A 19,621-nucleotide genomic window follows, 5' to 3' on the forward strand; every position below is an offset into this window, starting at 1 on the left:
CCCGAACGGCCGGCTTAAGCGCGGCCGCGGGCAGCCTTCCCATGCTTATTTGGCGGGCGCCATCTTGTCGCTCTCCATGGCGTCTCCTTGCATGGAATCGCCCTGCATGGCGGCGTTCCCGGCATCGCCCTCTTGCTTCATCGCATCGTCCGACATGGCCTCCTTGCAATCCGCCGCCGCGTCGCCGCTCATATTATCGCAATTGGCGGCTTCGTTCCCCATGGCGTCCGTCTTCATGGCGTCCTGGGCGAAGGCTGCCGGCGCGGAAGCGAGCGCGAAGACCATAGCGAGTGCGGGAAGGGCGGCATTCCGTTTGATGTTCATGAGGTCTCTCCTGTTGGGACGCGCCTGATCGCGCGGTACACGCAGCTATTCGCCGGTGCCCGCATCCCGGTTACGCCCCTCACGGATTCGTGATCATCCGCGCGCTGAATTCCAGCCTCCCGGTATGTAACGCTTCCGCTCACGGGAACGAAAGGGAGACAATGGGTCAGGCTGATACGACCGAAGCAAGGCTGCGGGCGCTGATGATCTCCTCGCTCGACGGCGATGCGGCTGCCTACCGTCTGCTGCTGTCCGAACTTGCCCGACACCTGAGGCCGTATTTCGCGCGGCGTCTGCATGCCGCTCATGCCGCCGACGCCGAAGACCTCGTGCAGGAGACGTTGATGGCCGTCCATAGCCGGCGAATTACCTATGACCGTGGAAAGCCGTTCACGGCCTGGCTTCATGCGGTCGCACATCACAAGTTCGTGGACCATGTCCGCCGTCACTCCCGGCGCATGGCGGTGCCGCTCGCGGACGACATGGCGATATTCGCGCGGGACGAGAATCATGAGATTGCTGTGCGGCTCGACATGGATACCATGCTTCAGGCCGTACCGGAGCGTACGGGGGAGCTCATCCGCCAGGTGAAGATCGATGGTGCGAGCATCGCTGAGGCAGCGGCGGCCACCGGCATGAGCGAAAGTGCGGTCAAGGTTTCCATACACCGCGGCCTCAAGGCTCTTAGCGCGCGCTTCTCGAGGAAGACGGATGACAAATGATCTGATCGAGCGGCTCGTCGGGGACCTGCAGCCCGTACCGCGGACGGCGATGCTGCGCCTGCTCGCCGGCCGCGTGGCGGCCGGACTGTTCCTCTCCGCCCTCTTCATGCTTCTGGTGCTCGGCTTGCGGCCGGATCTGGGGAGTGCCGCAACGGGCGCGGTTTTCTGGATCAAGTTCGGCTACACGGCGGGGATCGCCGCGCTGGGAGTGCCGGCCGTCCTGGCACTTGCCCGCCCCGGAGGCCGAACCGCCTGGCCATGGGTCACCATGGTTGCGCTGGTCGCCGGGCTGGCCGCGACCGCATGGGCGCAGTTGTCGGCAGCGCCGGAGGAGATGAGGGAGGAACTCGTTGTCGGCGCCACCGCGCTCCGATGTCCGTTCTATATCGTGGCCGTGGCGGCGCCGGTGCTGGCCGCAACGCTCGCCTTCATGCGCAGGATGGCGCCAACCAGGCCGGCCCTGGCGGGACTTGCGGCAGGCCTGCTGTCGGGTGGAGCAGGCGCCTGTATCTACTCCCTGCATTGCACCGAGATCGGCCTGCCTTTCCTGCTCACATGGTACACGTCCGGCATCATCTTCGTATCCGTGCTCGGCATGGGTCTTGGAAAGCTGGTGCTGCGCTGGTGATCCCGCCCCGAGGGAAGGATCAGTTCTTGTTCCGCAGCCCGTCCATCAGGAGACCGATGAGACGGTGTGAGCGGTCTCGCCATTCCGGCGTGTCCGGTATCGAATAGATGCTGGAAAGGGCGTGCAGCAAGTCGGTCGTCTCGATGTCGTTGCGGATGGAACCCTCTTCTGCCGCCGCCTTCAAGAGCCCATCCAGCGTGCCGCGGATGATTCCGCTGCCTTCCGCAAACAGCGACGAATTGGAATTCATAAGGATTTTCAGGCTAGTGGCCATGCCACGCTTGGCGGCGATATAGCCCACGAATCGGCGCATCCATTCCTTCAGTGCCACATCGGGAGGATGGCTTTCGGCAAGCTCGCGGGCTGCGGCAGCGAGGCTTTCGAGTTCGTGACGGTAGACCACTTCCACCAGATGCTCGCGGGTGGGGAAGTGGCGATAGAGGGTGCCGATACCCACGCCGGCCTGCCGCGCAATGTCCTCGAGCGAGGTTTCGACGCCCTTTTCAGCAAAGGCAGCGGCAGCCACTTCGATCAACTTTTCGCGATTGCGTCGGGCATCCGCGCGCAGTTTCGTCGGTGTGGATGAGACTGTCTTCGGCTGGGCCGAGGCCAAAATACTGCTCCAGGCACATTGCGGACTTGACGAGAACCGGCAAGTCGCTATTTTAAACGGAGGCACCTCCGTTTAAACGGAGTGCCTCCTACCTCATAATCCAGAAGGGGGCGGGCTGTCATGCCGAAACGTCTCTGCGTTTGCCCTCCATCCTTCACGTAGCGCGCCGACGCTGAACGGCGATCCTTTTTATCCGACGTTCTCATCCTCGTGACGATAGCAGGAGCTTATCATGACACGAACGGTCCAACTTTCATTGGAGGTCAATGGGAGGCGACACGAACTGGCCATCGAGCCGCGCGTAACCCTCTTGGATGCGCTGCGCGAGCACATGGCACTCACCGGCACCAAGAAGGGCTGTGACCAGGGCCAGTGCGGCGCGTGTACCGTGCATGTGGACGGCAGGCGCGTGCTCGCTTGCCTCACCCTGGCAGCCCAGGCCGAAGGCCGGCAGATCACCACGATCGAAGGCCTTGCAGCCGGGAATGGCGATCTGCATCCGGTTCAGGCGGCATTTCTGGAGCACGATGCCTTCCAGTGCGGCTACTGCACGCCCGGCCAGATCATGTCGGCCGTTGCCTGCATCCGCGAAGGTCATGCGGGCTCGGATGCGGAGATCCGGGACTACATGTCCGGCAATCTCTGCCGTTGCGGGGCCTATAACAGCATCGTCGCGGCTGTCCGCGAAGCGGCGGAGATGGCGTGATGAGAGATTTCTCCTATCTTCGCGCCGCCTCGGCCGATGAGGCCCGCCAAGCCGCCGTCCAATCGGGCGCCATGCTGCTGGCCGGCGGGACCACGCTTCTCGACCTCGCCAAATGCGGCGTCTTCGAGCCTGAGACGGTGATCGACATCACCCACCTTTCCGGGCTTTCGGACGTTGCAGTCAACGAGGCCGGCGCCTCGATCGGCGCGCTCGCAAAAATGGAAGAGGTGGAGGGCCACCCGGCTATACGCGCCAATTTCCCGGCCGTTTCGGAATCGCTGTGGCTTGCGGCTTCCGCCCAGCTTCGGAACATGGCGACTATCGGCGGCAACCTTCTGCAGCGGACCCGCTGTCCCTATTTCCGCGATCCGGCCACGTTTCCAGCCTGCAACAAGCGTAATCCGGGATCCGGTTGCTCGGCCATCGGCGGCGTGACCCGCAATCACGCCGTCCTGGGAACGAGCGCCCATTGCATCGCTTCCTATCCAGGTGATCTGGCGGTGGCGCTCGTGGCCCTCGATGCCTCCGTCAAACTCGGCGGGCAGGCGATCCCGGCTGAGGACTTCTTCCTGACGCCGGGCGACAGGCCCGATCGTGAAACCATGATCGAGCAAGGCGAGATGATCACGGCGGTCACCATCCCGGCCTCGCCCGCTGCGGGGAATTCCACCTATCTCAAGGTCCGGGACCGGCAGTCCTATGAATTCGCCGCGGCAAGTGCTGCCGTCGGTCTCGAACTGGAGGCGGACGGAAAGACGGTTCGGGACGTCCGTGTCGCGCTCGGCGGCGTCGCCACCAAGCCTTGGCGCGCGCGGGCGGTCGAGCAGACCCTGATCGGCAAGGTGCTCGACGCCCGGACCGTCGAAAAAGCGAGCCGGCTCGCCATGGAAGGCGCCGTCTCCTACGGAGCCAATCGCTACAAAGTCGAACTCGCGCCGCGCGTCGTCGCGCGCGCCATCCTGAAAATGGGAGGTCTCGCATGACCATCGTGGAACCCCGCACCAAACGTGGCGATGCCTCCGACGGCGCTCTCGGCGGCCGCTTCTCGCGTCTCGACGGCAGATTGAAGATCACCGGCGGCGCGGCCTATGCGCTGGAGCATCCGGTCGAGGATCTTGCCTATGCCGTGCTGGTCCAGAGCACGATAGCGGCCGGCCGTGTGGCAGCGGTCGATACCGCGAAGGCCGAAGCGGCGCCTGGCACTCTTCTCGTCCTGACGCCGGAAACGGATCTGGGACTCAAGATCGCTTCCGACTGGTACGGCAATCGTCCGGAAGATCAGCCTTATCATCCGCTCCCCCGCCAGGTCAGTTTCAACGGCCAGACGGTGGCGGCCGTGGTCGCCGAGACCCTGGAGCAGGCGATAGAGGCGGCCAGGCTCGTCCAGATTGCGTATGAGCAAAGCCCCGCCGTCACTGGCCTGGACGACCCCGGTGCCGGGGAAGGGAACCTTGTCGATCAGTTCACCGCCGCCTGGGGTGATGCCGAAACGGCACTGGCCGATTCTGCGGTGCGCATCGAAGCGGAATATCGCACTCCGCGCGAATACCACGTGCCGATCGAGCCGCACGGGCTGGTGGCTCGGTGGGACGGCGACCATCTGACCGTCTGGGAGCCGAGCCAGTGGACGCATGGAATGGCACGCAATTATGCCGAGCTGTTCGGCCTGCCGGATGAGAATGTTCGTCTCGTCTCGCCCTTCATCGGCGGCGGCTTTGGCTCGAAGGCGACCGTCTATGCCTATGGCGCCGTCGCCGCGGCCGCTGCCCGCAAACTCGGACGACCCGTGAAGCTGGCGGTGACACGGCCGCAGACCTTTACGTCCTATGGCGGCAGGGCTGCAACGCGCCAGAGGCTGGCGCTTGGGGCCAATTCCGACGGGGTGCTGCACTCGATCGTCCACCGGGGCGCGAGCGAGACCTCGACCTATGGAGTTTTCGCCGAACAGACAGGTGCTGCCACGCCGATCATGTATGCGGTGCCGAATTTCAGCTCTGAGCAGAGGCTCGTGCCGGTGAACACCGTCACGCCGGGAGCCTTGCGTGCGCCGGGCAAGAATCCCAGCGCGTTCGGCCTGGAGTCCGCGATGGACGAACTGGCTTATGCCGTCGGCGTCGATCCGGTCGAAATCAGGCTGCGGAACCAGGCCGAGCATGATCGTCAGTCCGGAAAGCCCTGGTCGACCCGCCGGATGCGCGAGGCGCTGGCGGCCGGCTCGGAAGCTTTCGGCTGGTCGCGGCGTAGTTTTGAGCCCCGTTCCATGCGCGATGGCCGGCAGCTCGTCGGCTGGGGCGTCGGCTGCGGCACCTTTCCCGTACTGCGGGCGGCAAGCGAAGCGCTCATCCGCATCCTTGCCGACGGCACGGTGGAAGTCGTCAGCGGCGCGATCGACATGGGGCAGGGGACCTATACGATCCTCGCCCAGACCGCGGCCGAGGTGCTCGGCGTTCCGGTCGATCAGGTCGAGGTCCGGCTCGGCGATTCATCCTTGCCGGGCGCGACCGTCGCCGGGGGCTCCATGCTCGCCGGCGCGATCACCGGCGCCGTGTACAAGGCTGCGACCGCCGCGCGCGAAGAGCTGATAGAGCTAGCCCTCAGTGAGACCGGTTCGCCCTTCCGCGACACAGGCGCCAACACATTGGTGCTCGCAGATGGGCGAGTCTCGGTGCCACGTGACGGCGGCCCTTCCCTCACCATTGCGGAATTGATGGCCGCCCTCGGCCGCGATCGCGTCGAGACGCGGCGGAACACGCTTCCCGAGGCAGATCAGGGGCCGGAGGGTCACAAGCGAGCTTGGACGACGATGACGAGCATTCAGGGGCCGACCGCCGGCGAATATTCCGTGCACAGCTGGTGTGCACATTTCGTCGAGGTGAAGGTCGATGAGGATTTCGGCACGATCCGTGTTTCCCGTTTCGTATCAGCCTTCGATTGCGGCCGGATCTACAACCCCAAGCTCGCGGAGAGCCAGTGGCGCGGCGGCATCATCATGGGCATCGGCCAGGCATTGCTGGAGGAAGGGCTGGTGGACGGACGCAACGGGCGGATCATCAACAACAATCTCGCTGACTATCTGGTCGCGACCAATGCCGACGTGCCGGATATCCAGGTGATCTCCGTCGGTATTCCAGACCTCGATGCTTCGGTGCTCGGCGGCAAGGGCGTGGGCGAGATCGGCATCGTCGGTGTCGCACCGGCAATCGCAAACGCCGTCTTCCACGCCACCGGCAATCGGGTCCGGGATCTTCCGATCACGCTCGAGAAACTGTTGTGATCCGTTTTCACCACTATTCAGCGGTGCCCGTTTCCGAGGCTTCTCTCCGGGTAGACCAGACCTTCCGTCAACGGAGTGCAGCTCTCCTGCGCCTTTCAAGAGCAGCCGCTTTCAGGAGTGGGGGTGGACTGTAGAGCTCAAAAGGATAGGGGCTGACGGCCATTCCGGCGCACAGGTCCAAATGAAAAGACGGCATTCTTCCTCTGCTCAAACCGGTTGATGTCTCCGAAATCCGGACCCGGATAGTCGGCAAGCAGTTGAAGCCGCGTGCGAGGCAGAAAGGCACGCCACGGATCGCCAATCAGGACCTCGATGTTGGATGCAAGGCACTGTTCAAGAAATATGGTGACACGTTCGGCAAGACTGCGGTCGTAGAAGAGGTCTCCGACCAGCACAAGGTCGACCGCTGGTGGCGGCGCTGCCGTCGGGTCTCCCCGGAAAGGTACGATTGCAACGCCGTTGGCTGAGGCGTTCAGGTCTATCGCCGCTATGGCGTAGGGGTCGGTGTCGGCGGCGATTGCCTCCTCCGCGCCCGCCCTCATCGCTGCAATGGCGACGATCCCGGAGCCGGCGCCCAGATCGAGTACGCGTCGGCCGACGACGATTTCCGGATTATCCAAGATGTGGCGCGCGAGCGCCAGACCGCCACCCCAATCATATGCCCAGTAAGGGGTGCCGAAATCCTCATCCCTTTCGGCAAGGCGCGAAAGTCCGCTCCTTGGACCCGCATGATGCAAAAGAATTTCAGGGACGGACGGAGCCGACCCAATCGGCAAGTTTGCCTTAATGAACCGTTCGATCCAAGGGAGGGCTGACGCGTCGATGGCCGCTTCTCCGAATTGATAAGTCGTTTTTTTGCCACAGTTCCTGCCCGTGCGATGACGGACAGGTCAGTGCCGGAAATGCCGCATGCCGGTGAAGACCATGGCGATGCCATGCTCGTCGGCGGCTTTGATCACCTCGTCGTCACGCATCGATCCACCTGGCTGGATGACGGCCGTGGCCCCCGCCTCGATGGCCGAAAGCAATCCGTCTGCGAAGGGGAAGAAGGCATCCGAGGCGACCACCGAGCCCTTCGTCAGCGGCTCTCCGCCACCCGCGGCGGTAGCAGCGTCCTGGGCTTTGCGCGCTGCGATCCGTGCAGAATCGACGCGGCTCATCTGGCCGGCGCCTATGCCCACCGTCGCGAGTTCCTTCGCATAAACGATGGCGTTCGACTTCACATGCTTGGCGATCCGAAAGGCGAATTTGAGGTCCGCCATCTCCTGCTCGCTGGGCGTGCGTTTGGTGACCACCTTCAGCTCGAGATCGTCGATCACGCCATTGTCGCGTGTCTGCACGAGCAGCCCGCCGGCTACCGTCTTGGCCGAGAGTCCCGGCTGGCGTGGGTCCGCGACGCTGCCTGCAAGAAGCAGCCGCAGGTTCTTCTTGGTCGCGATCACCGCGACCGCGTCTTCCGCCGCGTCCGGTGCGATGATGACCTCGGTGAAGATCTTCGCGATCTCCTCCGCAGCCTCCGCGTCGAGCGGCCGGTTCAGCGCCACGATGCCGCCGAAGGCGGAAACCGGGTCGCAGGCAAGCGCCTTGCGATAGGCCTCGGCGAGCGAGCCACCTTCTGCCACGCCGCACGGATTGGCATGCTTGATGATCGCCACGGCCGCACTTTTCCGCGGGTCGAATTCGGAGACGAGCTCGAAGGCGGCATCGGTGTCGTTGATATTGTTGTAGGAAAGCTGCTTGCCCTGCACCTGGCGCACGGTCGCTACGCCCGGCCGCTTCTCGCCGGTGGTGTAGAAGCCGGCCTGCTGGTGCGGGTTCTCGCCATAGCGCATCACTTGCGCGAGCCGGCCGCCGAAGGCGCGCCATTCCGGCTCGGCGATCGAGAGCGTCCCGGCGAACCACTGCGAGATGGCCGCGTCATAGGCCGCCGTACGGGCATAGGCCTTGGCTGCCAGTTCCTGACGAAGCCGGTAGGGCAGAGCGCCGTTGTTTTCCTCCAGCGCCGCCAGCACGCGCGCGTAGTCGGCCGGATCGGTCACAACGGCCACATAGGCATGGTTCTTGGCCGCAGCGCGCAACATGGCCGGCCCGCCGATATCGATATTCTCCACCGTGGTCGCATAGTCCCCGCCGCCGAAGCGCACATCCTCGAAGGGATAGAGATTGATCACTACGAGGTCGATGGGCTTGATGGCATGCGCGTCCATCGCGGCGCGGTGCTCCGGGTCGTCGCGGATGGCGAGCAAGCCTCCATGCACCACAGGATGCAAGGTTTTCACGCGCCCATCCATGACCTCCGGAAAGCCCGTGAGTTGCGATACATCCGTCACTCCCACCTCATTTTGCGCGAGCAGGGCGGCCGTCCCGCCGGTCGAGGCAAGTGCGACCTCCCGGGCAGCGAGGGCGCGGGCGAAATCGACGATGCCGGTCTTGTCGGAGACGGAAATGAGCGCCCGCCGGACAGGCACGAGGTCAGGCGCGGGAATGTTCTTGGCGGAAACGGACATGGCAACCCTCATGGCAGGCTGCTGGCCTACCACAGCTCCCGCTCAAATCAAGTCGCTGAAAAACCTTCCGACTCAGGCTCGCGAAAGGATGCTGTGGGTGCGCACAAGCTGCCACCGCACTTCGGGAAGCGCGTTCGCCTTGAAGTGCAGCACGATCTGCCGGCTGCGGGAGGGCCCCGCGATCGCGGCGAAGAAGATCGACTCCTCCACCACGGGCTCCACATCCTCGCAGGTGAACACCCAGGTATCGGTGCTTTCGCCCGCCAGGATCAAAAGCCCGGCCTCGTCGCGGTAAAGCTCGATGTCCGGATGGAGATGGAAGCGCACGGCGACGGCGGTCGCCTGTTCCGGCGGAGCGCCGCCCGGGCGCAGGAAGCGGTCCGAGCCGCGCACCATCGTTCCCTCCTGCATCAGCGTGAATTCGCGTTCGTGCAGGAGGCCGAACCGGGAGACGTAGCCGTCATGGCTTGCGATGAAGCCCAGCCTCCCATCCGAATCCATCCGACGGCAGGTCACCTTGCGCGGCCCGCCGACAAGCGGCGTGCCTACCCAGTCGTCCCAGCCTGCCGGCAGCGCGAACCGCGCCTGGGAGGTGTCGTTGAGCGTTGCCGTGGAGTGGGCGGCGGTCGCGCGCGCAAGGGGCCGAAAGGCCTCGGCGCCGAAACTGTCGATGCCGCAATTGACGATGAACTGATGCCGCCCCGACGAAAGCTCGAAGGAGAGGCATCCCGCATGGGCCATGTTCGAAAGCTCCGCGGGGGGCGGCGCGGCCGTGTCGGCGATCACCGTCGTGCTGCCCATCGAAAGCCGTTCATAGCCCGAATGCGGCGCATGGGAGAGCGGAGCGCCGCCGGTGTCGTCATGCCTCAGGATGGCCGCGACGCGGTCGTGCACCGTGACGCCCATGCCGTTGAAGCGGGCGAGGCTGCCGTCCTGGTGGCGGAAGAAGCGCAACGCCGGCAGCATGCGCTCGACCGCGCCGACCAGCGCATCCGGCGGCGGCTCGGCCTGGATGCCATAGGTCTGCCGCAGCGGCAGGAGGTCGGCCAGAAGCTCCATCATGGCACGGGGATTGCGGGAGATATGGCCGCCGTCCGGCAGGATCTGGTGGTCGAGCTCGGCGCTGAGATTCCGCGTTGCCGCCCGCATCGCCGCAACGGAAGTCGGAAAAGAGAGGGAGGCGAAGGCGAGTGCGATCCTCGCGCGCAGCTTCTCCTCCCCATCCGGCATCTCCGAAACCACGGAGCGCAGATAGCGCACCTGGATGGCCAGCAGTTTCAAATATTGACGGTAGGCGGGAAGGTCGGCTCCTTGCAGCACCACGGCGGAATGCTGCAACCAGGCGATGATGCGCCGCGCCGTGACCGCTGGTTGCCAGGCAATACCGGCGATGCGACGCCCGTGAAGCGTGATCCAGTCGGCAACGAGCGCCCGGGCATTTGCCGAGGCGAGGTCCGTCTGTGCCGCGTGGAGATGACGCAGCCAGCGAAACCCGTGCAACTCCTCCAGCCACGCATGATTATGCACGTCCATGTGGAACGGCGATTGCCCCCCGGTCTCCACCAGATGGCCGGCGAGGAGGAAGCGGCCGTGATAAATCTCCCGCGCGATCTCGGCATCCGCGATGCGCAGGTCCGGCGGAGCGAGGAGGAGCCTCTCGGGCGTGCGTCCGGTATAGCGCCAGCGATAGGCGGGACCGGCGCGCAGCCTGCGGCGCAGGCGCTTCCACGCTTGGCGTGCCGCAAGATCCCACAGGAGCGGGCTGAAGCCGCTGGCCATCCTCAAATACATACCTCGATTGCTGCCCTCCGACCGGTGGCGAGGAGGTGCCCCGACGCGAGACAGTAAATGATTCAAAAGCTTGTGCGAAGGGCAAAATCCCTATCGAAGCCTGAGCCGTGCGGCGAAGAAGCCGTCGATCTCGCAGAGCTGCCCTTCATCGTCCCCAAGCGCGGGTGTCGTGCGCAGGAACCCTTCGCCCGTGACGAAATGCTCCGCTCCGGGCAGTTCCTCCGCGAGGATCGGCTCCAGGGCGACGTCTCCGCGCCTCGCGAGCAGGTCCCGCACCAGATCCTCACCCTCGGAGGGATCGAGCGAGCAATTCGCGAAGACCACCATACCGCTCGGATGCACGAGCGTGAGGGCATGCTCGAGCAGCCGCCCTTGAAGTTCCGCCAACTTTGCGATGTCATCCGGCGTCTTGGTCCACGGCACGTCCGGATGCCGGCGTACGGTGCCGGTGGACGAGCAGGGCGCATCGAGCAGAATCGCGTCGAACCGGCGGTCCGGACTCCAGGTCAGCGCATCGGCACGCACCACCTCCGCATGGAGTTGCAACCGGTCGAGATTGGCCTCGAGGCGCTTCAGGCGGCTCGCGGAAAGGTCGACAGCTGTCACTTTCGCACCGGCCAGCGCAAGCGCGGCGGTCTTGCCGCCGGGGGCGGCGCAGAGATCCGCGACCGCGAGCCCCTCCACATCGCCTAGGAGCCGCGCGGGCAGGCTGGCGGCGGCATCCTGCACCCACCAGGCACCCTCCGAAAAGCCCGGCAGCTCCGGCACAGGCGCGGGCAGCCGATCGAGCCGAACCGACCCGTTGGGCAGCACCCGCCCGCCAAGTCGTTCGGCCCAGAGACCGGGATTGGATTTCACGGTGAAGTCGACCGGCGGCTCGATCCGGTGTGCCTGCAGGATCGCATCCGCCTGCTCGTCGCCATAGACGGCCTCCAGCCGCTCGGTGAACCAGGCCGGGGCGTCGTGCGTGTTCTCCAACGCCTTCGGCAACTGATCCTTATGGCGGGCGATGTTGCGGAGGACGGCATTCACCAGGCCGGAAAAGCGGGAGGCACGGGGATCGGCCTTCGCCTGGCTCACGGAGAGGTCCACCGCCGCGCTGTCCGGCACGTCGAGGAAGAGAATCTGCGCGGCACCCACATGCAGGATGTGCGAGAGCGAATGGGCGTTGGGCGGCAGGGGCCTGTCGAGCCGTCTGCCGATGAGTTTCTCGATCGTGCAGCGGTGGCGCAGCGCGCTGACCACGATGGCCCGCACCAGCGCGCGGTCGCGCGGCTCGAGGGCAAGGAATTGCGGGTGTCCATGCTCGTTATCGGTAAGGGCATCCAGAGGCGTGCGCGCGTCGACCACCGCGCCGAGCAGCCGCGCCGCCGTCCTGCGGGCGTCGAGGCCGGGCTTGCTTTCGATCTGCGGTTGCTTTGAGCGCTTCGGTCTGGCGCCTTGTGCTCCACCACCGCCCTTCACGACCAGGGGCCCCTGCGGGTATCGCGCCTGGCGGCGCGCCCCCAGGGTCCGTCCGCACCGGCCTCGTCCGCTTCGACGGACGCGGATGCAGGAGCCCCGAACTCGCGTGCGATTGCCTGGAGCGCAGCGATCCGGTTTTCCGTGTTCGGATGGGTTGAGAAGAGATTATCCATGCGCTGGCCGGACAGCGGATTGATGATGAAGAGATGCGCCGTCGCGGGGTTGCGCTCCGCATCGACATTGACGACCTGATGCGCGGCGCGGGAGATCTTGTTCAACGCCGAGGCGAGCCAGAGCGGCTGGCCGCAAATTTCCGCACCCCGCCGGTCCGCGGCGTACTCGCGGGTACGGCTGATCGCCATCTGCACGATCATGGCGGCCAGTGGCGCGACGATCATGGCCACCAGGATGCCGATGAAACCGAGAGGATTGTTGTTGTCGCGGCTGCCGCCGAAGAAGAAGGCGAAGTTGCCGAGCATCGAGATCGCGCCGGCAAGGGTGGCCGTGATCGTCATGGTCAGCGTGTCGCGGTTCTGCACATGGGCCAGCTCATGCGCCATCACGCCGGCCACCTCCTCAGGTGTGAGGCGGTGGAGCAGGCCGGTAGTGGCGGCGACAGCCGCATTCTGCGGGTTGCGACCCGTGGCGAATGCGTTGGGCTGCGGATTGTCGATCACATAGACGCGCGGCATCGGCAGATTCGCCCGTCGCGCGAGATCGCGCACGATGCCGTAATATTCGGGCGCCGTCCGCTCGTCCACCTCCACCGCGTGGTGCATCCTGAGCACCATCTTGTCGGCATTCCAGTAGCTGAACAGGTTCATGGCCGCGGCGATGACCAGCGCGATCATCATGCCGCCGCTGCCGCCGATGAGATAACCGACGGCCATGAACAGCGCCGTCATGAACGCCAGAAGCATTGCCGTGCGAATCATGTTCATCCCAAGGCTCCATAACTCCGCGGATCGCGCCACGATATGTGACTGGAACAATCCGTTCGCCTATATGATGGGAACCGGATCTTGCATATTCAACAAATGGCCGCGCCGCGCGCGAAAGGATGAAACATTGAACGAGGAAGCAGGAAACGACGCTCGACGGGCTCGCAACCCGGAAGATCTTCCAGCCGCCGCACGAAGAGCACTGGAGGAAGCCGAAGAGCGCCGCAGACGACGCGCGGAAGAGCAGCCGGATACGCCGCCCGAGATCGGCGGGCGCAAGGGTCTCGACCCGGCGCGCTACGGAGACTGGGAGGTGAAGGGGATCGCCACCGATTTTTGACACGCCGAAGCGGATCGATCCGTAGATGTCCCGAGCCGGTCGCGGCAGGGGCGGCAGGCTACCCGTGCCCGTTTCCGCCGCCTTCGCGTAGCTCCATGCGCCGGTAGAAATCGGCGAGCTGCTTGCCCCGCTCGGGCTTGAAGACGCGCCCGGCATCCTGCATCACCACAATGCGATCGATGCGGAACGTGCGGAAGTCGTCGCGCAGCTCGCACCAGCCGACGAGGGTCCAGACCTTGCCCCAGAACCAGAGGCCAAGCGGGCGCACATCGCGCTGGGTCACGCGGCCGATTTCGTCGCGATAATCGAGGGAGAGCACGCGCCGCTGCTCGACGGCACGCTCCATAACGTCGATGGCCTGGCGCTCGGCTTCGCTTATGCCCCAGCTCGGCGTGTGGATTTCCGTTCTGGAAATCCGGTCGCGCTCGCTGTCGGGCAAGACGCTGCCGATCTTGATCAAAGCCTCCTCGGCCGCCCTCGCCATGGCCGCCCCGCCGAAAGCACGCACCATGCGAGCGCCAGCCACCAGCGCGACGATTTCGTCACGGGTGAACATCAGCGGCGGAAGCTCGAACCCTTCGCGCATCAGGTATCCGACGCCGGCTTCGCCGTCGATCGGGACGCCGGTCGACTGCAGATCCGCGATATCGCGATAGATGGTGCGCTCGGAGACTTCGAGCCGCTCCGAAAGGATGCGCGCCGTCACCAGCCTGCCACCGCGCAGATGTTGAACGATCTGAAAGAGACGGTCGGCACGCCGCATGGCCGCTCCTTACACAAACAGCCCGAAACTGTTGCCGTCGGGGTCGAGACAATACACGAACCTGCCGGCAGGAATAGAGATGATCGGCGAAACGACCTTGCCGCCGTTCGCGGTCACCCGCTCCATCGCGCCTTCCAGCGGAGCGTCGACGGCAAGATGTATGGTCGGACCCGTTCCTTCAGCCGCTGGTTTTCCAGGATAGAGGTGACCGGCTATGGCATTCTCGTCCCTGGCCGCGAAACGAATCATCGGATTGGGTCCGCCTTCCATGTCGTAAAGCGTGTTTTGCAACACCGCGCCGTAAAAGCGCCTGGCGCGGTCCAAATCCGTCGCCGGGATTTCGAACCACACGGCGGCATGCTCGGGCAAAAATGGTGACATGGCATGTCCCTCTCTTCTTCACGGCGCGAAGATGTCACACCTCTCCTGACAACATTCCGTCAGGAAGGGTGCCAGGCGAGGATCGGAGAAAGAACCTCAGGCTACCCGGTACTCTCGGGCAAAAAGCCCCCGCATCTCCGCTATGGTCTGCGCGCGCTCGGGGTAGAGCGCTTCCAGAAATGCGATCGCAAAGGTGCCTGGAGCGGAACCGGGCGCGCTGATCACCCGACCGTCGCTGACGGCATGGGGCACGTCCTGGTAGACGTCGGACCCGGCATAGCCGGGCGCGTGTTCATTGATCCACTCGCGCCCATTGCTGGTGTGACGCCGCCCGGAAAAGAGCCCGGCGCGTGCAAGTCCGAGAGTACCGCCGCAGATGCCGCCAACGATGCCGCCGCGAGCGAAAACAGCGTTCAGAAGTGGCGCGCAGTCCGGAGCGTCCTTCGACATCCAGCTCTCCGAACCCACAACAGCGGCCGCATCAAGGTCGCCATTCTCCTCCGGGGCAAGCCCGCGCTCCCCCGACAGATGGAAGCCCGCGATGGAGCGGACAGCACCCCCATCGGGGGTGACAGCCACGGCACGCGCACCGAACCATTCCACCGCAGAAGCCGCAAGGAGGCCGAACTCCCAATCCGCGTAGTGCTCGAGGAAAATAAAACCGATGGTTTTCGAAACATTCATACTGTCCTCCGGCCGGGATCAGCGGTGGCGGGCCGGCCCTGTCGGGCTCCAACCGATATCCCGCTGCAGACTTGCCGGCAAGTCGTTCATGATACGTTCGCCCAGTCTGCGGCGCCTGCGCTGCCGGTAGGCCATTGCCCAGCGCTCAAGCGTGCGCCCGATCGGATTGCGTGTGGCGATCATGGTTTCATCCTCCAATGTCGAACCGGAGGATTATCTCATGGGCGTGGTGACAACGCTTTGTCAGGAGCTTCGCCCAAGCTTCGCGCATCGGCAATCAGGGTTATTCCTGCGGCCGCACCGGCACGGTGTAGTTGAGCGGGAGGCGACCGCCATCGGCATAGATGGTCTGTCCGGTGATGTAGCTCGAATCGTCGGATGCCAGGAAAGCGGCGATGGCGGCGATCTCCTGCGGGTCGCCGATGCGGCCGAGCGGCGTGCGCGAAAGGATCCGGTCACGGGCTTCCGGATCGCTGTTCACGCTGGCGAGCATGTCCGTCATGATCGAGCCCGGCCCGATGGCGTTGACGCGGATCCCGTAGGGCGCGAGCGACAGCGCCATGGCTTTGGTAAGCTGGTTCACACCGCCCTTGGAGACCGAATAGGGCACTTGGTTGGCGATGGCGAACACGGCATTGACCGACGACATGTTGATGATCGCCCCCGCCGGACCGTCGTTCTGCACTTTCTCCACCATGAAGCGGGCAACCGCTTGGCCGACGAGGAACACGCCCTTGAGGTTCACCCGCAACACCCGGTCGAAATCCTCTTCCCTGAGGTCGAGGAAATCCGCCCCATGGACGATCCCCGCATTGTTGACGAGGATGTCGATATCGCCGAGCCCATCGACGGTGGAGGCGATGAGATTGTGCACGTCGAGGCTCTTGCCCACATCCGCCTTCACGAAACGGGCTTCACCCAGCTTCTCAAGATCCTTGAGCGCCCGGGCACCCTTCTCGCCATCGACATCCGCAATCACCACGCGCACGCCCTCGCGCAGGAACCGCTCGGCTATGGCATAGCCAATCCCGCTGGCGGCTCCGGTCACGATCGCTGTTTTCCCGTCCAGTGCCATGGCTCACCTCGATTCTTCGTGCTTCAACCGCAAACTGGTCCGGCGGGGGCACGGGGTCAAGTGCTCCTGTCAGCTCGGCCGAGAGCGACGGAAATCTCGTCCAGAATGGCCGGATCGTCGATCGTGGCGGGGATGCTCCATCGCTCGCCATCGGCGATCTTCTGCATGGTGGCGCGCAGAATCTTGCCCGATCGCGTTTTCGGCAGGCGCTTCACGGCCACCACGCGCTTGAAGGCAGCAACGGGGCCGATGCGCCCGCGCACGGTGGCGATCAGTTCCTTTTCGACCTCTTCGATAGACCGGGATGCACCGGCACGCAGCACCACGAAGCCGCAGGGCACCTGACCCCTCATGGCATCGTGGATGCCGATCACCGCGCACTCGGCCACATCGGGATGCTCTGCGACCACCTCCTCCATCGCGCCCGTCGACAGGCGGTGGCCGGCGACATTGATGATGTCGTCCGTGCGCGACATGATGAAAAGATATCCCTCCTCGTCGATATAGCCGGCATCGGCCGTCTTGTAATATCCGGGAAAGGACGTGAGATAGGCCTCGCGGAAGCGATCGTCCGCGTTCCAGAGCGTGGGGAGCGAGCCGGGCGGCAAGGGCAGCTTTATGACGATATTTCCGAGCATACCCGCCGGGGCAGGCTCTCCATTTCCATCCAGCACCTCGACCTGGAACCCGGGCATCGGTACGCCCGGCGAGCCGTATTTCACCGGCAGGAGGCCGAGCCCTGCCGGATTCTGGCTGATGGGAGCTCCGGTCTCCGTCTGCCACCAGTGATCGATCACCGGCACTTCGAGCTGCCGTTCGGCCCACTTGACCGTTTCGGGATCCGCGCGTTCACCGGCAAGGAAGAGCGTGCGGAAGCGGGAGAGATCGTGGTTGCGGATGAACCCGCCTTCCGGATCGGCGGTGCGGATGGCGCGAAAAGCCGTCGGCGCTGTGAAGAGGGCAACCACGCCGTGCTCGGCGATCACGCGCCAAAACGCCCCGGCATCGGGAGTGCCCACCGGCTTGCCCTCAAAGAGGATCGACGCGCAGCCGTGGAGGAGGGGACCATAGACGATGTAGGAATGCCCCACGACCCAGCCCACATCGGAAGCCGCCCAGAAGACTTCGCCCGGCTTCACGCCGAATTCGTTCTGCATGCTCCATTTGAGCATGACCATGTGGCCGCCATTGTCGCGTACCACGCCCTTCGGCCGTCCGGTCGTGCCGGAGGTGTAAAGGATGTAGAGCGGATCGGTGGCAGCCACGGGTACGCAGGGTACCCTTTCGCCGCGCATGGCGGCCACGGCTTCCCGGTAGTCGATATCCCGCTCCGGAACGAGTTCGCAGGTCTGCTCCGGGCGTTGCAGCACGAGGCAGCGCCGCGGTTTCGCCTCCGACAGTTCGATCGCCCTGTCGAGCAGCGGCTTGTAGGCGATGATTCTGCCCGGTTCGATGCCGCAGGAGGCGGCGACGACGAGCTTCGGCCGGGCATCGTTGATGCGCGCTGCAAGCTCGGGTGCGGCAAAGCCGCCGAAGACGACGGAGTGCACCGCGCCGATCCGCGCGCAGGCAAGCATGGCGACGGCGGCTTCCGGCACCATGGGCATGTAGATGACCACGCGGTCGCCTTTTTCCACGCCTTGCTTTTGCAGCACGGCGGCCAGCGCCTCCACTTCCTCCCCCAGTTCCCGGTAGGTGAAGCTCTTCTTGCGGCCGGTGAGCGGGCTGTCATGGATGAGGGCAAGCTGGTCGCCGCGTCCGCGTTCGATCTGGCGGTCGAGGGCGTTATAGCAGGTGTTGCAGAGGGCGCCGGTAAACCAACGGCCATAGACCCCCCGGCCGGGATCGAAAACCCTGTCAAAGGGCTTGAACCAATCGATTTCCGCCGCGGCCTCGGCCCAGAAGACCTCGGGCTCCTCCTTCCAGCGGCGATAGACTTCGTGATAGCGCGAATCCATGCAGCCTTCCTCCCTCGGCTGAGCACTTGCCCAGTTCTACAGGGGAGGCGCCGCATGCGTAAACCCGACTTGCGGCGGAGACGCCGTTTTGACAGGACATCAAAAATACGGTCAAACCGGCCGTTGCTCACCAGCCGGATTGCCGAATGACCAAAATCCTGTCGCTGTTAATCGTGGCCGCCATGATCCTGCACCTGATCCGGCCACTGGGCCTCCCCGGCCTGAAGAAGCGCGGCGACTTCTGGAAAATCGCCGTGGCCGCGCTCGCTGCCATCGCCGTCACGGTGGGCCTGAGCCACATGCACGGCTGAGGTTCGGGCGGGAGACAACCCGTACCTCCGCCGCTGCAGACCTCAGGCGGCCGCCTCCAGCGCCTGCTTCCAGTCGCCGCGTGCGGCAAGCGCATTCATGCGGGCACGGTGCGTGAAGGCACGCTGACCGGCGGCGACATTCTCCTGCTTGCCGCTCCAGGCCTTCAGCGCTGCTGCCTGCAGGGCGCGGCCATAGGAGAAGGTAAGCTTCCAGGGCACTGAGTGGGATGCGTTCATGATGGAGAGGTGCGCCGTCGCCTCCTCATCCGACTGGCCGCCGGACAGGAAGGCGATGCCAGGCACGGCTACCGGCACGGTGGCCTTGAGGCAACGCACTGTTTTCTCCGCCACTTCCTCGCGCGAGGCCTTCCGTGCGTTCTTGCCGTCGATCACCATGTTGGGCTTGAGCACCATGCCTTCGAGCAAGACGCGCGCATCATAAAGTTCGGTGAAGACGGTCTTCAGCACCCATTCGGTGACTTCGTAGCAGCGGTCGATGGAATGCGTGGCGGGCGCGCCGTCCATCAGCACCTCGGGTTCCACGATCGGCACGATTCCGGCTTCCTGGCAAAGGGCGGCATAACGGGCGAGCGCTTGGGCATTCTGCTTTACCGCACCCCAGGTGGGCAGATCGTCTGAAATGGAGATCACCCCGCGCCACTTGGCAAAGCGAGCGCCGAGCTCGTGATATTCCTTGAGACGCTCGCGCAGGCCGTCGAGGCCCTCGGTGATGGTCTCGCCCGGGAAGCCGGCGAGCGGCTTGGCGCCCTTGTCCACCTTGATTCCCGGCACCGCGTCGGAGCGGCCGATGATCTCGACGAGCGGCGTCCCGTCCTTCGCCTGCTGGCGGATGGTCTCATCGTAAAGGATGACACCTGAAATATAGTCCTTCATCGCCTCCCCGGCGCTGAACAGCATCTCACGGTAATCGCGGCGACTGTCCGCCGTCGACTCGAGGCCGATCGTGTCGAACCGCTTCTTGATCGTGCCGCTGCTTTCGTCCGCCGCCAGAATGCCCTTGCCGTCAGTCACCATCCTGGCCGCGATGTCTTCCAGCCTTTCGCTCATCCTGTGCCTCCTATCTGCCGATACCAGCCGATATCAGATGGCGGGTCAAAACGGAATGCCGGGCAAGCTCC

At 64.7% G+C, this 19,621-nt stretch carries 21 protein-coding genes; 7 read left to right on the plus strand and 14 right to left on the minus strand.

Annotated elements, in window-relative coordinates; all coding sequences use genetic code 11:
• Window positions 1-45: 45 nt before the first annotated feature.
• Window positions 46-324: a pentapeptide MXKDX repeat protein gene (locus PVE73_RS01890; protein ID WP_277365324.1), complete on the minus strand. Its 279-nt coding sequence runs from the start codon at window positions 322-324 to the stop codon at window positions 46-48.
• A 191-nt stretch (window positions 325-515) separates the two neighbouring features.
• On the opposite strand from PVE73_RS01890, the gene PVE73_RS01895 reads away from it, so the two are divergent.
• Window positions 516-1,046, plus strand: a complete 531-nt coding sequence (locus PVE73_RS01895; protein WP_277367310.1) for a sigma-70 family RNA polymerase sigma factor — start codon at window positions 516-518, stop codon at window positions 1,044-1,046.
• Complete coding sequence (locus PVE73_RS01900) at window positions 1,036-1,674, plus strand: DUF1109 domain-containing protein (RefSeq protein WP_277365325.1); 639 nt, start codon at window positions 1,036-1,038, stop codon at window positions 1,672-1,674. Before PVE73_RS01895 ends, PVE73_RS01900 begins: the two co-directional genes overlap by 11 nt.
• 19 nt (window positions 1,675-1,693) lie before the next feature.
• Here PVE73_RS01900 and PVE73_RS01905 read toward each other — a convergent pair whose 3' ends face one another.
• The gene (locus tag PVE73_RS01905; protein WP_277365326.1) at window positions 1,694-2,287 is read right to left on the minus strand and encodes a TetR/AcrR family transcriptional regulator; all 594 of its coding nucleotides are present in this window, start codon (window positions 2,285-2,287) and stop codon (window positions 1,694-1,696) included.
• A gap of 232 nt (window positions 2,288-2,519) precedes the next feature.
• Here PVE73_RS01905 and PVE73_RS01910 point away from each other — a divergent pair, with 232 nt between their 5' ends.
• From PVE73_RS01910 to PVE73_RS01920, 3 genes are read left to right on the plus strand one after another with little or no spacing between them, the layout of a single operon-like run.
• Window positions 2,520-2,993: a (2Fe-2S)-binding protein gene (locus tag PVE73_RS01910; RefSeq protein ID WP_277365327.1), complete on the plus strand. Its 474-nt coding sequence runs from the start codon at window positions 2,520-2,522 to the stop codon at window positions 2,991-2,993.
• Window positions 2,993-3,976 (plus strand): xanthine dehydrogenase family protein subunit M, encoded by a 984-nt coding sequence (locus PVE73_RS01915; RefSeq protein ID WP_277365328.1) that lies wholly within the window; start codon window positions 2,993-2,995, stop codon window positions 3,974-3,976. Before PVE73_RS01910 ends, PVE73_RS01915 begins: the two co-directional genes overlap by 1 nt.
• Window positions 3,973-6,267, plus strand: coding sequence for a xanthine dehydrogenase family protein molybdopterin-binding subunit (locus tag PVE73_RS01920; RefSeq protein ID WP_277365329.1), 2,295 nt, complete (start codon window positions 3,973-3,975; stop codon window positions 6,265-6,267). The genes PVE73_RS01915 and PVE73_RS01920 overlap by 4 nt, the downstream gene beginning before the upstream one ends.
• A 137-nt stretch (window positions 6,268-6,404) precedes the next feature.
• Here the strand turns inward: PVE73_RS01920 and PVE73_RS01925 are convergent, their stop codons facing one another.
• The 5 genes from PVE73_RS01925 to htpX form a co-directional block, all read right to left on the minus strand.
• Window positions 6,405-7,010, minus strand: a complete 606-nt coding sequence (locus PVE73_RS01925; RefSeq protein WP_346772417.1) for a 50S ribosomal protein L11 methyltransferase — start codon at window positions 7,008-7,010, stop codon at window positions 6,405-6,407.
• A 147-nt stretch (window positions 7,011-7,157) separates the two neighbouring features.
• A complete protein-coding gene (gene purH, locus PVE73_RS01930; protein ID WP_277365330.1) occupies window positions 7,158-8,774 on the minus strand; it encodes a bifunctional phosphoribosylaminoimidazolecarboxamide formyltransferase/IMP cyclohydrolase in 1,617 nt (538 codons plus the stop codon).
• Between the two features lie 72 nt (window positions 8,775-8,846).
• Complete coding sequence (locus PVE73_RS01935; RefSeq protein ID WP_277367312.1) at window positions 8,847-10,553, minus strand: heparinase II/III family protein; 1,707 nt, start codon at window positions 10,551-10,553, stop codon at window positions 8,847-8,849.
• Window positions 10,554-10,655: 102 nt separating this feature from the next.
• Window positions 10,656-11,972 carry a transcription antitermination factor NusB gene (locus PVE73_RS01940; protein WP_277367313.1) on the minus strand — a complete coding sequence of 439 codons (1,317 nt, stop codon included), beginning with the start codon at window positions 11,970-11,972 and terminating at the stop codon, window positions 10,656-10,658.
• A gap of 53 nt (window positions 11,973-12,025) precedes the next feature.
• Complete coding sequence (gene htpX / locus PVE73_RS01945; RefSeq protein ID WP_277365331.1) at window positions 12,026-12,970, minus strand: zinc metalloprotease HtpX; 945 nt, start codon at window positions 12,968-12,970, stop codon at window positions 12,026-12,028.
• Between the two features lie 127 nt (window positions 12,971-13,097).
• Here htpX and PVE73_RS01950 point away from each other — a divergent pair, with 127 nt between their 5' ends.
• Window positions 13,098-13,310 carry a DUF1674 domain-containing protein gene (locus PVE73_RS01950; protein WP_346772393.1) on the plus strand — a complete coding sequence of 71 codons (213 nt, stop codon included), beginning with the start codon at window positions 13,098-13,100 and terminating at the stop codon, window positions 13,308-13,310.
• Window positions 13,311-13,368: 58 nt separating this feature from the next.
• Here PVE73_RS01950 and PVE73_RS01955 read toward each other — a convergent pair whose 3' ends face one another.
• The 6 genes from PVE73_RS01955 to PVE73_RS01980 form a co-directional block, all read right to left on the minus strand.
• The gene (locus PVE73_RS01955; RefSeq protein ID WP_277365332.1) at window positions 13,369-14,073 is read right to left on the minus strand and encodes a YafY family protein; all 705 of its coding nucleotides are present in this window, start codon (window positions 14,071-14,073) and stop codon (window positions 13,369-13,371) included.
• A gap of 9 nt (window positions 14,074-14,082) precedes the next feature.
• Window positions 14,083-14,454 (minus strand): VOC family protein, encoded by a 372-nt coding sequence (locus PVE73_RS01960; RefSeq protein WP_277365333.1) that lies wholly within the window; start codon window positions 14,452-14,454, stop codon window positions 14,083-14,085.
• 96 nt (window positions 14,455-14,550) lie between these two features.
• Window positions 14,551-15,138 carry a DJ-1/PfpI family protein gene (locus tag PVE73_RS01965; RefSeq protein ID WP_277365334.1) on the minus strand — a complete coding sequence of 196 codons (588 nt, stop codon included), beginning with the start codon at window positions 15,136-15,138 and terminating at the stop codon, window positions 14,551-14,553.
• Window positions 15,139-15,156: 18 nt separating this feature from the next.
• Window positions 15,157-15,321, minus strand: coding sequence for a hypothetical protein (locus PVE73_RS01970; RefSeq protein ID WP_277365335.1), 165 nt, complete (start codon window positions 15,319-15,321; stop codon window positions 15,157-15,159).
• Between the two features lie 100 nt (window positions 15,322-15,421).
• Window positions 15,422-16,213 carry an SDR family oxidoreductase gene (locus tag PVE73_RS01975; protein ID WP_277365336.1) on the minus strand — a complete coding sequence of 264 codons (792 nt, stop codon included), beginning with the start codon at window positions 16,211-16,213 and terminating at the stop codon, window positions 15,422-15,424.
• Window positions 16,214-16,269: 56 nt separating this feature from the next.
• Window positions 16,270-18,171 (minus strand): propionyl-CoA synthetase, encoded by a 1,902-nt coding sequence (locus PVE73_RS01980; RefSeq protein WP_277365337.1) that lies wholly within the window; start codon window positions 18,169-18,171, stop codon window positions 16,270-16,272.
• Between the two features lie 146 nt (window positions 18,172-18,317).
• Here PVE73_RS01980 and PVE73_RS01985 point away from each other — a divergent pair, with 146 nt between their 5' ends.
• Entirely contained in the window at window positions 18,318-18,482 is a 165-nt protein-coding gene (locus PVE73_RS01985; RefSeq protein ID WP_277365338.1) for a hypothetical protein, read from the plus strand.
• 42 nt (window positions 18,483-18,524) lie between these two features.
• Here the strand turns inward: PVE73_RS01985 and PVE73_RS01990 are convergent, their stop codons facing one another.
• On the minus strand, window positions 18,525-19,550 hold the full coding sequence (locus PVE73_RS01990; protein WP_277365339.1) for a class I fructose-bisphosphate aldolase: 1,026 nt from the start codon (window positions 19,548-19,550) through the stop codon (window positions 18,525-18,527).
• Window positions 19,551-19,621: the final 71 nt, after the last annotated feature.

Source organism: Chelativorans sp. AA-79 (assembly GCF_029457495.1).
Classification (GTDB): domain Bacteria; phylum Pseudomonadota; class Alphaproteobacteria; order Rhizobiales; family Rhizobiaceae; genus Chelativorans.

Coding starts and splice junctions, on each gene's coding strand:
- PVE73_RS01975 (WP_277365336.1), bottom strand. CDS start 16,213: ATGGCACTGGACGGGAAAACAGCGATCGTGACCGGAGCCGCCAGCGGG.
- PVE73_RS01985 (WP_277365338.1), top strand. CDS start 18,318: ATGACCAAAATCCTGTCGCTGTTAATCGTGGCCGCCATGATCCTGCAC.
- PVE73_RS01965 (WP_277365334.1), bottom strand. CDS start 15,138: ATGAATGTTTCGAAAACCATCGGTTTTATTTTCCTCGAGCACTACGCG.
- PVE73_RS01955 (WP_277365332.1), bottom strand. CDS start 14,073: ATGCGGCGTGCCGACCGTCTCTTTCAGATCGTTCAACATCTGCGCGGT.
- PVE73_RS01990 (WP_277365339.1), bottom strand. CDS start 19,550: ATGAGCGAAAGGCTGGAAGACATCGCGGCCAGGATGGTGACTGACGGC.
- PVE73_RS01915 (WP_277365328.1), top strand. CDS start 2,993: ATGAGAGATTTCTCCTATCTTCGCGCCGCCTCGGCCGATGAGGCCCGC.
- PVE73_RS01890 (WP_277365324.1), bottom strand. CDS start 324: ATGAACATCAAACGGAATGCCGCCCTTCCCGCACTCGCTATGGTCTTC.
- PVE73_RS01910 (WP_277365327.1), top strand. CDS start 2,520: ATGACACGAACGGTCCAACTTTCATTGGAGGTCAATGGGAGGCGACAC.
- PVE73_RS01960 (WP_277365333.1), bottom strand. CDS start 14,454: ATGTCACCATTTTTGCCCGAGCATGCCGCCGTGTGGTTCGAAATCCCG.
- PVE73_RS01970 (WP_277365335.1), bottom strand. CDS start 15,321: ATGATCGCCACACGCAATCCGATCGGGCGCACGCTTGAGCGCTGGGCA.
- PVE73_RS01980 (WP_277365337.1), bottom strand. CDS start 18,171: ATGGATTCGCGCTATCACGAAGTCTATCGCCGCTGGAAGGAGGAGCCC.
- purH (WP_277365330.1), bottom strand. CDS start 8,774: ATGTCCGTTTCCGCCAAGAACATTCCCGCGCCTGACCTCGTGCCTGTC.
- htpX (WP_277365331.1), bottom strand. CDS start 12,970: ATGAACATGATTCGCACGGCAATGCTTCTGGCGTTCATGACGGCGCTG.
- PVE73_RS01900 (WP_277365325.1), top strand. CDS start 1,036: ATGACAAATGATCTGATCGAGCGGCTCGTCGGGGACCTGCAGCCCGTA.
- PVE73_RS01935 (WP_277367312.1), bottom strand. CDS start 10,553: ATGGCCAGCGGCTTCAGCCCGCTCCTGTGGGATCTTGCGGCACGCCAA.
- PVE73_RS01920 (WP_277365329.1), top strand. CDS start 3,973: ATGACCATCGTGGAACCCCGCACCAAACGTGGCGATGCCTCCGACGGC.